Here is a 12365-nt window from a genome sequence, read left to right as displayed (position 1 = left end):
CGGGTAGGCGCACCCCATGGCGACCTCTGAGGAAGACCGGGGCCCGCTCGCCCTGCCGCCTGTTGCCCTGACGTCCCTGTGGACGCTCCACCACCGGGCGTCGGCCGCCCGCCGGAACCCCCCGCTCCTCGACGACCCCGTCGCCGTCGGACTGGCCGACCGGTGCGCCTGGCCCCTGGAGACGTGGTTCGGGCCGCCGCGCTCGCTCCTCGAGCAGTACCTGGCCCGCCGCGCCGTGCTGTACGACGCGGCGACCGCGGAGTTCCTGCGCGCCCATTCCGAAGCGACCGTGATCGCGCTGGGGGAGGGCCTGGAGACCCAGTTCTGGCGGGTCGACAACGGCTCGGTGCACTGGCTCTCGGTCGACCTGCCGGACGTGCTCGCCCTGCGCCGGGCGGTGCTGCCGCACGGCCGGCGGCAGCGGACCGTCGAGTGTTCCGCGACCGACCCGCGGTGGGCGGAACGCACCGCCACCGAGGCCCCGGTGCTGATCTCCGCCCAGGGCCTGCTGATGTACCTGCCCCCGGCCGAGACCACCGCCCTCGTCCGCCTGTGCGCCCGCCACTTCCCGCGCGGTGTCCTGCTCTTCGACACGATTCCCCGCTGGATGGCCCGCCGGTCGGTCTGCCGCCTCCTGACCCGGGGCGGCACCTTCCGGTTTCCGCCGCTGCACGGTTCCCGCCGCTCGTCCTACCTGCGGCCCGCCCCGGGGGAGAGCCGTCACACGGTGACCGAGCGCCCGATCGGCCCGTACACGCTGGGGACTTGGGCGGTGCTCCGGCCCCTGCACCTGGCGCAGCGATGGCGGTGGGTGCGGAGGGTGTTCATGCCGGCCTTCGTCCGCGTGGACGTTTCCGACGGCCGGTAGCCCGGGACCGTCCGGCTCGTCCGGTGTGTCAGACCGCCGCGGGTACGGCCGAGCGCACGGCGTGGTACGCGGCCCTCGCCAGTCGCGCGCCCCACAGGGAACGCGGCCCGGCGAAGGCGTGCGCCGCCGCACCCGGCCGGGGGACGCGTGCCGCCACGCACACGGCGTCCGTGGGTGTGCCGGAACAGTCGTGGCCGGCGTCCAGCAGCGCCTGGACCTTGGCCTCGGTGACGGTGGCGACGGCGTTGACCAGGGCGGCGTCGGTCAGGGCCGCGGGGACGGCGGCGATGATGTTGATCGTGCCGGGTTCCGCGAACCCGGCGGTGCCCTCCTCCGGCGAGGCCGCCCAGCCCCGTACCGCGATCCCCGCGGTCGCCACGGCCTCCACGCCGCCGTCGTGGGCCCGGCCGAAGGCGGAGACGTCGGCCGCCGTCATGAGGCCCACCCCGGCACCGCCCGCGCCGGCGGCACGGGCGATGCCGGCCAGGTGCGCGGCCGGGTCCGTACGCCGGTAGCCGTGCGCGACCTGGGCGTTGAGCACCCAGGACCGTTCCGCGATGCCCCCGCCGAGGACGGCGCTGCTGACCATCCGCCAGCCGGGGCCCGCGTGCCACAGCAGGGCGTGCAGCGGCCCGCCGTCCTCGGTGCGCGTCAGCGGGCGCACGTCCAGCAGGCCGGTGTCGGCGTCCGGCGGGGGTATGACGGCGGTCACCGGCAGGTCACCTCTCGGGATGGGGCAGGGGTGGCGCCGATGATCGTACGCGTACGGGCTGGTTTCCCCGCCGACCGCTGGGGCCACGGGGGCGGGCGGCGGGGGCCGCCCGGGCAGTAGGGTGCCGCGGTGGGAGACCCGACCGAGGAGCGACGGCCGGCGCAGGCCGGGCGCCCGGGCGACGGAGGACGAACATGGCGTACTACGTGCTGGAATACGCGCTCGCCGACGACTACGCCGAGCGCCGCACGCCCCTGCGGGAGGAGCACCTGGGGCTCGTGCGGGAGGCGCACGAGCAGGGCGCGCTGCTCCTGGCCGGGCCCCTGGAGGAGCCCGGGGACCGGGCGTTGCCGGTGTGGCGGGTCGACGGCCCGTCGGCCGTCGAGGAGTTCGCGAAGCGGGACCCCTATGTGCGGCACGGGCTGGTCACACGGTGGTCCGTGCGGCCGTGGAACGTCGTCGTGGGGTGACGCCGGGCGCGTCGACCGCCCTCAGTCGCGCGAGTTGCCGAACAGGATGCGGTACCCGATCAGCAGGACGAGCGAGCCCCCGATGGCGGCCGCCCAGGTGGCCGCGTCGAAGAAGTGGTGGGTGACCGACCGGTGCAGAAACTTCGCCGACAGCCAGCCGCCGATGAACGAACCCGCGATGCCGATGAGGGTGGTGCCGATGAGGCCGCCCGGATCCCGGCCCGGGAGCAGGATCTTCGCGATCGCTCCGGCCAGCAGGCCCAGGATGATCCAGCCGATGATGCCCATGTGTGTTTCCTCCGCCCTTTCCGGAGTCGCCGGCGCGGCGCCGCCGTTCCTCGTCGGGTAGGAGAACGGTCGGGGCCACCCCTACGGTTCCCCTGTTGCGCAAGGGCTAAAGTATGCGCATCAGGCTGTGACATGGCGGCGAGCCGGGGCGACATGACGTTCCCCCAGGTGAGACCCGTCGTGTCGGCAGGAAATCAAGGGAACCGGACGAGCCGGGCCCCGGCTGCGTCCCGTGCGGTGCGCCGCGCGGGGCCGGGGTGGCTGTGAGGGAAGGGAGAGGGGTGTGGCGGGTGTGCCCCTGACCAAGGGCGGCAACGTCTCGCTGAGCAGGCAGGCCCCCGGGCTGACCGCGGTGACGGTCGGGCTGGGCTGGCAGGCGGCCCCGGGATGCGACCTGGACGCCAGCGCGCTGCTGTGCGGCCAGTCCGGGAAGGTGCTCTCCGACGGGCATTTCGTCTTCTTCAACAACCTGACCAGCCCGGACGGTTCCGTCCGGCACGCCGGGGACGCCGGCGGCGCCGGCCCCGCGGGCGACGCCCAGCGGATCCACGTCGACCTCCGGCGGGTCCCGGCGGACGTCATGAAGATCGTCTTCCCGGTGTCCCTGTACGAGGCCGAGGCGCGCGGCCAGGACTTCCGCCAGGTCCGCGGCGCCCACATCCGGGTCACCGACCAGGACGGCGGGGCCGAGCTGGCCCGCTACGAACTCGCGGCCGGGGACGCCGGGAACGAGACCGCGATGGTCTTCGGCGAGCTGTACCGCCACGGCGCCGAGTGGAAGTTCCGGGCCGTGGGGCAGGGGTACGCCTCCGGGCTCGCGGGGATCGCCGCGGACTACGGGGTGGACGTGCTGCGCGACGCGGCGCCGGCTCCCTCCGTGACCTCCGCCGAGCCGGCCGCGTCCGCGCCCATCCGGAAGGCCGCCGACGGCGCCCCGGCCCCGGCCTCCGCGCCGGCACCGGCCCCGATGTCGGCCCCGGCCTCCGCTCCGACACCGACGGTCGTCGTCCCCTCGACGCCCCACACCGCGCCGACGCTCGCGGCGGCACCTCAGCAACCCACAGGGAGTCCTTCCGTGACCTGCTTCTTCGACCCCAACCACGGCCCCGGCATGACGACGGTGTCCTGGTCGCCGCAGTGGGGCGTGCCCCGGCCGGTCCAGGCGTGCGGCGGCTGCGCGCACCGCGTGCAGACCACGCCGCCCCCGTACTACACGCCGCAGCAGCAGGGTTATCCGCAGCAGGGGTATCCGCAGGCCGGCTACCCCCAGCCGCCGCAGCAGGGTTACGCGCAGCCCCAGCAGGGCTACCCGGCCCCGCACAACGACCCGCAGCAGGGCGGCGGTCAGCAGGGCGGGCGCCGCTTCGGCGCGGGCGCGCTCATCGGTGCCGGTGCCGCCGGCCTCGTCGGCGGTGCGCTGCTGAACGAGGCGTTCGACGACGACGAGCCGGACGTGATCGTCAACAACTACTACGAGGACTGACCGTCCTTCCGCCGGTCCCCGGCCTCCACCGTTTGTTCCACACTTGCGCAATGCATAAAGTGTCCCCATGGCGGGAGACGGCGTGCGGGAGCAGGAGACGGCGGTGCTGGCCGGTGGGCCGGCCGACGGCATGCGGATCAAGGTGACCGAGCGGCCGGGCGTGCTGCAGGTCACCCTCCCGTGCGTCGTCGAAGTCCCCGCCGGTGACGCGCGCGTGGGCGCGCTGTACGTCTACCGGCGCGACCTGCGCGTGGCCGAAGAGCCGCTCCGCTACGGATTCGACCCGGCCAGCCCGTAACCCCCTCCCCTCGCGGACGGCCCGCGCGTCAGGACGATCTCCCGCCCGCGTGGTTGCCCGGTTGCGCAGTTGGGCAAGTCATGTGCGCGACCAGGCGGCCGCGCGTCGCCACCACGCGTCGTGACCATCGTCCGAAGGGGGCTGCGGATGGCGCGGGACAGGGCGACACCGGCGGGCGGGGGCGACCTGCTCATCAGTGCGGCCGTGGCGGAAATCGAGGGCCTGTACACGGAGTTGCATGGCGGGCGCGGCGAGCGGCACCGGGACCGCGTCCTGGCCGACCTCGCACGGGCGGGCCGCCGCCTCGCCGACGCCGCGCTCCCGCCGCAGGGTGCGCGGGGCGCGGGTCCCGCACGCCCGCGCTCGCGCCGGGAGCGCCGGCGCTTCCTGGCGGCCCGTGGCGCCGACCTGTGGCTGACGTTCGTCATGGGCGGCCGTCGGAGCGGTGGCGGAGAGGGGCGGCGCAGACGAATCCGGCGCCGCCGGGCGGGAGCCGGCTCGCCCGGCCACCGTCCCTCCTGAGGGCTTGCGGCGAGGGGCGGAAGGGGTAAGGGGCCGGGCGCACACCTCTTTTGCCCATGATCCACGGTTCTCCCGCAATCGACCGCCGACATCACCTATCGCATCACTTGTCGCATCACCTGTCGCATCATCTATCGCACGAAACGAGACACCGGTGCCGTTCCAGACCAGCCCCCGGCGCGCGGGCGCCGTCGCCGCCACCCTGCTGCTGCCGGTGCTGTTGACAGCGTGTTCGCAGGGCCGGGACGACAAGTCCGGCGGACCCTCCGACGGCAAGCCGGGCTCGGTGAAGGCGGCGCTGGCGGAACTGCCGGTCAAGAAGGCGGCGCCGAAGGCCGGTTACGACCGGACGAAGCACTTCGGCCAGGCGTGGTCCGACCGGACCGACGCCCCCGGCTCCGGCAACGGCTGCGACACCCGCAACGACATCCTGCGCCGCGACCTGAAGAACCCGAAGCTCGACGGCTCCGCGAGATGCACCGTCACCTCCGGCACCCTCGCGGACCCGTACACCGGCAGGACCATCCGCTTCCGGCGCGGGGCCCAGTCCTCGGCGGTGCAGATCGACCACATCGTCGCCCTCTCCGACGCCTGGCAGACCGGTGCGCAGAAGCTACCCCAGGCACGGCGCGAGGCCCTCGCCAACGACCCGCTGAACCTCGTCGCCGCCGACGGCCCGGCGAACATGGGCAAGGGCGACAAGGACGCCGCCGACTGGCTGCCCGCGAACAAGACGTACGCCTGCGACTACGTCGCCCGGCAGATCGCGGTGAAGCGCCAGTACAAGCTGTGGGTGACACCCGCCGAGCACGACGCGATGGCCAAGGTGCTGCGCACCTGCCCCGCCCGCCCGGTGCCCACCGCGAAGAGCCCCGAGGTCGCGCTGAAGCACTGAGGCGGCCCTGCCGCAACCGAGGCCGCGCTGAAGCATGGAGGCAGGGGGCAGGCGGATAGGCGGATAGGCGGGCGGCCCGGGCTGCCGGACACGGCCGTCCGCGCGTCACCGTCCGCCTACCGCTGTCCGCCCGCCGGGGGTACGCCGTCGGGGGCATGCTGCCGGGAGCGCGCCGGCGTACCGCGAGCGCGCTCCCGGTCCGGTGCGCCGGATCAGCGCCGCCTGCGCCCCGGAGCCCGGGCCGCGCGGCGGCGGGCCGCGCGGTCCGAGGCGGGGGTGGCCGGGGCTTCGGCCGGTGCGGTGGCCGGGGTGTCGAGGAAGGCGGCCAGGGTCGCGACGGTGGGGTGACGGAAGAGGTCCACCATGGAGAACTCGCGGTCCAGGGCGGTCTGGAGAGAGCCGTGGACGCGGGCCATGAGGAGCGAGTGGCCGCCGAGGTCGAAGAAGTTCTCGTCCGGGCCCACCCGGTCCACGCCCAGGACCTCGCACCACACCTCGGCCACCAGCTGCTGGGTCCTGCCCGCGGGGGCCGCGCCCGGGCCCGGGCGGTCGGTGCGGTGGAGGGCGGCGCGGTCCACGGAGCCGTCCGGGGTGCGGGGGAGAGGCGTGAGGGTCACCTCGCGGGTGGGGAGCGGGGTGCCGTATCTGTCCTTCGGGGGCCGCGCCTCGGCGGAACGCTGTTCCGTGTAGGCGGTGAGGACCGTGGCCGGGCGGACCGGGGCGTCCAGGGCGCCGCGGATCCAGGGGCGGGACGGGTCCAGGCCGACCAGGACGTGCGGGCGGTCCAGGCGCAGCGCGTGGACGAACGACCGTACGCCCTCGGCGCGGCCGATCGGGCGGTAACCGCGGGCGCGGCCCGGTTCGGCGAGGTTGCGGCCGGCGCTCATGCCGGTCTCGTCCCACAGGCTCCAGGCGACCGAGGTGAACCGCCGGCCCTGTTCGCGGCCCGCTCGGGCCAGCGCGTCGAGGTGGGCGTTGGCCGCCGCGTAGGCGCTGACCATGGCGCCGCCGAAGGTGCCGTTCACGGACGAGAAGGTGACGAGGGGCGTCTCCTCCGCGGCGTCGCCGAGCGCGTCGAGCAGGGCGCGGGTGCCGAGGGTCTTGGGGGCCAGGACCTCGGCCAGCTCCTCCACCGTCTGTTCCAGGAAAGGGCGTTGGCGGAACGTGCCCGCCAGGTGCAGGACCGCCGTCGGGGCGAGCGACCAGCGGTCCGCCGCCTTGCCGAGGGCCGTGCGGATCTCGTCGGCGCGTGTGATGTCGGCCGTCGCGTACAGCACGTGCTCGCTCCGGGCGCGCAGCGCGCGGTACGCGGCCAGGCGCCGGCCGGCCGTGGTGTCCGCCGTGGCGGGGTCGTCCGCCGTGTCCTCCGGCGGGAGTCCGGTACGGCCGAGGACCAGCAGCCGGGCGTCGTACGCGTCCAGCAGGTGCGCGCAGATCTCCGTGCCGAGGCCGCCCAGTCCGCCGGTGACGACGACGAGCCCGCCGCGCCGGAACGGTGCCCGGTCCGGTGTGTCGGCCGGGGGACGGAGGGGCGCCAGGCGCGGCACGGAGCGGAGGCCGTCCCGGACGGCGGCCTCGGCGTCACCCCGGCGGGCCGTCAGTTCCGCCAGCACGTGCGGCAGTTGTTGCTCCGGGGGAGCCTCCTGGAGGTCCAGGTGGGTGCCGTCGAACCACGGCAGCTCCTGCCCGAGGCTCGCCAACAGGCCCAGCCTGGACGCCCGGTCGCAGTCGACCACGTCACCCGGCGCCGCGTGCTGGGTGTGCCGCCCGACGACGCGCAGGGTCACCCGGGCGTCGTCGGCGCGCCGGGCGGCGAGGGCCTGGACGAGGTGGACGAGCGCCGCCGTCTCGACGGAGACCGTGTCACTGGGCGGAGCGGGCGGGGCGTACGTGGTGAGGTCGAGGACGTCCGTGACCGTGCGGCCGTCCGCCGCCAGGGCGTCCAGGGCGCGGCCGCAATCCTCCGCGCGGTCGAGGCGGATGCGGAAGCGGCCGTCGGCGACGCGCTCGTACTCCGTCCCGGCGTCGACGCGGACGGCGCGCCGGCCCCGCGCCGCGAGCTCCGGCAGCAGGAGGTCCGCCAGCCCCAGGGGGTCGGCGAGCACCAGCAGCGTGCCGTCCGGGTCCGGCGCGGGGCCGGGCAGCGGGCGGGACGGCCGCCAGACGCGCTCGTGGAACCAATTGGGCAGCGTGGTGCGCTCGTTGCCCAGCAGCAGGTCCACCTCGGCGAGGGCGGTGTCGAAGCCGCCGGAGTGGAAGCGGCGGCGCAGCGCGGCGCGCTGGATCTTGCCGATCTCCGTCTTGGGCACGTCCTCGCGGCGGACGGGGACGACGTGGCGCGGGTTGAGGCCGGTCCGCCGGACCAGCAGGGAGCGGATCTCCCGGATCGTCGCGGCGACGTCCGCGCCCGGCGCCGGGTGGAAGAACACCGCCAGGACGTCCGTCGTCGCCCCCGCGTCCCGGACCGCGCACGCGGCGGTGAACGAGTTCTCGACCTGCTCCGATTCCTCCACCACCGACTCGATCTCGTGGCAGTAGTGGTTGACGCCGTTGATGATGAGGACGTCCTTGGCGCGGCCGGTGATGGTGACCGCGCCGTCCCGGACGACCCCCAGGTCGCCGGTCTCGAACCAGCCGTCGGGGGTGAAGGAGGCCCGGTTCTCCTCCTCGTTGTCGTGGTAGCCGGAGGTGACCGTGGGGCCGCTCACCTGGAGGCGGCCGGGCACGCCCTCGGGCACGGTCTCCCCGGCGTCGTCGACGATGCGCAGGGTGGTGCCCGGCAGCGGGCGCCCGACCTCGGTGAACGGGTCGGTGTCGGACGTCGTCGCCAGGGTGAAGGCGTCCGAGTAGGTGACCGCCGACGACGTCTCGGACATGCCCCACGAGGGGCGCATGGCGGTGGCGGGCAGACCGAGCGGGGCGAGCGCCTGGAGGAAGCGGCGGGCGACGCGCGGCATGATGGCCTCGCCCGCGTTCTGGATGAAGCGCAGGCAGGACAGGTCCCAGCCGCGTCCCGCCGCGTCCGCCGCACGGTCGTTGACGAGGCCGAACGCGAAGTTGGGTGCCCAGGTGACGGTCACCCGGCGGCGGTGGACGACGTCGAGCCAGCGCAGCGGGTCCTCCAGCACCCAGCCGGTCGGGGCATGGAGCTGACGGTTGGTCAGATAGACGTCGCGGACGTGGAACATGACGATCCCGCCGACGTGGTCGAGCGGCATCCAGTTGAACGTGACGTCCTCGGCGCCGAAGCCGTTGGCGGTGGACGTGCCGGCGCAGCGTGCCAGGATGTTGCGGTGGCGCAGCGGCACGGCCTTGGGGGCGCCGGTGCTGCCGGAGGTGAGCAGCAGCAGGGCGACGTCGTCGGGCGTGCACGGGTGCGCGGCCCGGTCGGGAGCGTGGCCGCGCAGCTCGTCCAGGACGCCGAGGCGCAGGGCGGTTCCCCAGCCGCGGCGGGTGGCGAGGCCGCGGAGGCCGGTGGCGGTCGCGGCGTCCGCGAGGACCAGGGGACGGCCGAGCAACTCCCAGGCGCCGGCGAGGCGTTCTACGGACGCCGTGTCCTCGGTGTAGCCGTCGGAGGGGGCGAGCGGTACGGGGACGAAGCCGCCGAGGAGGCAGGCCCAGAAGGCGGTGAGGAAGTCGCGGTGGCCGGGGCACTGGAAAACGGCCCGGTCGCCCGGGCGCATGCCGGCTGCGCGCAGGCCGCCCAGGACCCGTTCCGCGTCCTCCGCCAACTCGGCATAGGACAGCGCGTGTTCCTCACCGTGCCGGTCGACGGTCACGATGCCGCCCCGGTCCGCTCCGGCGGCGCGGCGCAGGGCCTCCGGCAGGGTGCGGACGGACGGTACGACGGCCGGCGGGCCGGCGGCGACCGCCGGACGCCCGCCGTCCGCCGGTACGGACGGCCGCGGGGCCTCCTCGCCGGGTCCCGGTTCCCGCCGGTCCTCGGCGGCGGGCAGCGGGACGTGGACGCGCTCCTCCGGCTCCGGGACGGCCTCCTCGACGAGGACGGCGGCGGCCGCGCCGCCGGGCGCGGCCGTCAGCTCCCGTTCCCAGGCCGGCGCGGCGTCCTCGTCCACGACGGGCAGCGCGGCGAGCGCGGCGGTGTCGAGCCGGCCGGAACGGTCGCGGGGGAGCGTGGTCACGGGGACGACCGTGCGCGGCACGAGTGCGGCGGGCAGCAGCGCGGCGGCCCGGTCGCGCGCCCGGCGGGCGGAGAACGGGCCGGTGGGCACGGCGTACGCGACGAGCTCCTCCATCCCGTCGGCGGTGGTCCTGGGCAGCACCGCGCAGGCGGCGAGCGTCTCGTCGGCGAGCAGGGCGTTCTCGACCGCCGGCAGGTCGACGGCGTACCCGTCCAGGCGCGGCGGCGCGTCGTCGGCGACGGCGAGCCGCCCGTCGTGGAGCCGGCGCCCGTGCCAGGGGATGGGCTCCGGGGCGGTGGCGCCCGGCCGGTGGACGGACAGCCGGCCGGGGACGCCGCCGGGCAGCGGCCGGCCGCGTTCGTCGACGACGGCGACCTGCCGCTGATCGCCGTTCCCGACGGCGAGTTCGGCGTCGGTGAGCCCCGGGCGGCAGCGCAGCGCGGCCACGCTGCCGGATGCCTCCGGCAGCACCCACAGCCGGTGCAGGACGGTCTCCGGGTGGGCGGCGAGGAACCGGTCGGCGAGCCGGGCGGTGAGCCGGCCGCCGTCGGTGAGGACCAGGCGCAGCCTGAACAACCGTGTGGAACCGGCGAGTTCGTCCAGCGCGGTGGGCGGCAGCAGGGCGACGGTGACCCCGCCGTCCGCGATCCGCTCCGGGCCGGCGTCGGGCGCGGGGTACACGGCGGCGCCGTGCAGCAGCGGCCACAGCAGGGCGTGCACCGCGTCGGGCAGCGGCGCCGTGCGGTGGTGCAGGACGGTGTCGCCGGCCCCGAGGCGGCCCAGGTCCTGAAGCCGGTCCAGGGTCGCGCGGAGCGCGGCGTGACCGTACTCGACCGGGCCTTCGACGCCGCGCAGGACGAACGCCGGGTCGGCGCCGCGCGGTCCGTCCGCCGGGGCCGGGGGTGTCCCGGGCGACTCGCCGTCGAGTACGGCGAGGTCGAGGGCTTCGACGGACGCGGGGAGCGCCGTCGGGCGGTCGGTCAGGACCGTCCCCGCGCCCGCCGCGGCGAGCCACGCGTGGGCGGCCGCGGCCGGCAGGTCCGGCTCGACGGGCACGCAGACCGCGCCCAGCGCCAGCAGCGCGAGCGTGGCCGCGGCGGCGTCGGGGCCCGGCGGGAGGCGCAGACCGACGCGCGTGCCCCGGACGACGCCCCGGGCGGCGAGCCGCCCGGCGAGGGCGTGGGCGCGCCCCGAGAGCTGTCCGAGGGTCGGTCCGCCGCCCGCGAACGCCACCGCTCCCGGCTCCCGCCGGACCCGCTCCGCGAAGGCGGCCGGCACGGTGGTGTCGGGGTCGGCGGGAACGGGCGCGAGAGCCGCCGGCTCGTCGTCCGTGAACGGCAGGTCGGCGACCGGGGTGTCCGGCGCCCGGACGGCCGCCGCCAGCAGGCGGCGCAGGCGGGACGCCGTACGGACGGCCGTCTCGTCGTCGAACAGGTCGGTGCCGTACACCAGGGACCCGTGCAGCCGGTCGCCGTCCTCCCAGAGGTGGAACTCCAGGTCGAAGCGGGTGGAGTGGCGCGGCAGGGGCTCGGCGCTCACGTGGGCGCCCGGGAGCGGGAAGTCGAGGCGCGGCGGGTTCTGGAGGGCGAACATGACCTGGAACAGCGGGTTGCGGCCCGGGTCGCGCTCCGGCTGGAGCACCTCGACGAGCTTGTCCAGCGGCACGTCCTGGTGGTCGTACGCGCCGGTGCAGGCGCGCCGCGTGCGGGCGAGCAGCTCGGCGAAGGTCGGTGAGCCCGACACGTCACCGCGCAGCACCAGCGTGTTGACGAACAGGCCAAGCAGCGGCTCGGTCTCCGGGGCGTCGCGGCCGGCGATCGGGGAGCCGACGAGGACGTCGTCCTGTCCGGTCCAGCGGTGCAGCAGGGCGGTCACCCCGGCCAGCAGCGTCATGAAGAGGGTGGTGCCGTGGGCGCGGCCGGTGGCGCGCAGCGCGCGGGTCAGGTCGTCGGGCAGCTCGAAGTCGAGGCGGGCGCCCCGGAAGGACTGGACCGGGGGGCGGGGGCGGTCCGTGGGCAGCTCCAACGGGGGCAAGGTGCCCGCGAGTTGCTTCCGCCAGTAGTCCAGGCGGCGTTCCAGCCCCGCGCCGTCGAGCCGCTCCCGCTGCCACTCGGCGAAGTCGGCGTACTGGATCTCCAGCGGCTCCAGGCCGGCCGGCTCGCCGGTGCGGTGCTCCCGGTAGAGGGCGGCGAGTTCGCGCGTGAGGACGTTGAGCGACCAGCCGTCGGTGACGATGTGGTGGAGGCAGAGCAGCAGCAGGTGCCTGCCGGGCCCGGTGGTGAGCAGGGCGGCCCGGAACAGCGGCCCGGTCGTCAGGTCGAACGGCCGGCCCACCCACTCCAGCGCCCACGCGTGCTCGTCCTCGGCCGCGCGCTCCGCCGTCTCCAGCCGTACGGTGCCGGCCGGCGCGACGAGTTGGTGCGGCTCGCCGTCGCGCTCCGTGAAGGTCGTGCGCAGGATCTCGTGGCGGGCGACGACGCCGTCGAGCGCCGCCTGGAGGGCGGCGGGGTCGGCCTCGCCGGTGAACCGCAGCGCCAACGGGATGTTGTAGTACGGGTTGCCGCGGTCGAGGTGGTGGAAGAACCACATCCGCTGCTGGGCGTAGGAGGCGGGGAAGAGCAGGGTGTCCGGGTCCTCCGGCGTGGTGGGGGCGGTGCTGGGCTGGCTGGTCTCGGCCGGGGACACGG

At 75.7% G+C, this 12365-nt stretch carries 8 protein-coding genes and 1 pseudogene; 6 read left to right on the top strand and 3 right to left on the bottom strand.

The window, feature by feature from the left end; genetic code table 11:
- The first annotated feature begins 16 nt into the window (after window positions 1-16).
- Window positions 17-868 carry a class I SAM-dependent methyltransferase gene (locus tag ACQEVS_RS03390; RefSeq protein WP_433014973.1) on the top strand — a complete coding sequence of 284 codons (852 nt, stop codon included), beginning with the start codon at window positions 17-19 and terminating at the stop codon, window positions 866-868.
- A gap of 28 nt (window positions 869-896) precedes the next feature.
- Here ACQEVS_RS03390 and ACQEVS_RS03385 read toward each other — a convergent pair whose 3' ends face one another.
- The gene (locus ACQEVS_RS03385; RefSeq protein ID WP_433014970.1) at window positions 897-1580 is read right to left on the bottom strand and encodes an adenosylcobinamide amidohydrolase; all 684 of its coding nucleotides are present in this window, start codon (window positions 1578-1580) and stop codon (window positions 897-899) included.
- A gap of 194 nt (window positions 1581-1774) precedes the next feature.
- On the opposite strand from ACQEVS_RS03385, the gene ACQEVS_RS03380 reads away from it, so the two are divergent.
- Window positions 1775-2050 (top strand): YciI-like protein, encoded by a 276-nt coding sequence (locus tag ACQEVS_RS03380; RefSeq protein WP_433014967.1) that lies wholly within the window; start codon window positions 1775-1777, stop codon window positions 2048-2050.
- A 21-nt stretch (window positions 2051-2071) separates the two neighbouring features.
- On the opposite strand, the gene ACQEVS_RS03375 is transcribed toward ACQEVS_RS03380, so the two are convergent.
- Entirely contained in the window at window positions 2072-2338 is a 267-nt protein-coding gene (locus ACQEVS_RS03375; protein ID WP_433014964.1) for a GlsB/YeaQ/YmgE family stress response membrane protein, read from the bottom strand.
- A gap of 283 nt (window positions 2339-2621) precedes the next feature.
- On the opposite strand from ACQEVS_RS03375, the pseudogene ACQEVS_RS03370 reads away from it, so the two are divergent.
- The 4 genes and pseudogenes from ACQEVS_RS03370 to ACQEVS_RS03355 form a co-directional block, all read left to right on the top strand.
- Window positions 2622-3188: pseudogene (locus ACQEVS_RS03370) on the top strand (TerD family protein); the annotation flags it as partial.
- A 700-nt stretch (window positions 3189-3888) separates the two neighbouring features.
- On the top strand, window positions 3889-4119 hold the full coding sequence (locus ACQEVS_RS03365) for a hypothetical protein (RefSeq protein ID WP_433014961.1): 231 nt from the start codon (window positions 3889-3891) through the stop codon (window positions 4117-4119).
- Between the two features lie 147 nt (window positions 4120-4266).
- Window positions 4267-4641, top strand: a complete 375-nt coding sequence (locus tag ACQEVS_RS03360) for a hypothetical protein (RefSeq protein ID WP_433014958.1) — start codon at window positions 4267-4269, stop codon at window positions 4639-4641.
- Between the two features lie 154 nt (window positions 4642-4795).
- On the top strand, window positions 4796-5536 hold the full coding sequence (locus tag ACQEVS_RS03355) for an HNH endonuclease family protein (RefSeq protein WP_433014955.1): 741 nt from the start codon (window positions 4796-4798) through the stop codon (window positions 5534-5536).
- Window positions 5537-5748: 212 nt separating this feature from the next.
- On the opposite strand, the gene ACQEVS_RS03350 is transcribed toward ACQEVS_RS03355, so the two are convergent.
- Entirely contained in the window at window positions 5749-12363 is a 6615-nt protein-coding gene (locus tag ACQEVS_RS03350) for an SDR family NAD(P)-dependent oxidoreductase (RefSeq protein ID WP_433014952.1), read from the bottom strand.
- Window positions 12364-12365: the final 2 nt, after the last annotated feature.

It is taken from the genome of Streptomyces sp. CA-181903 (assembly GCF_050937075.1).
Classification (GTDB): Bacteria; Actinomycetota; Actinomycetes; order Streptomycetales; family Streptomycetaceae; genus Streptomyces.
Note: the sequence above shows the minus strand (reverse complement) of the source record. Positions and strands in the feature narration are given on the sequence as shown.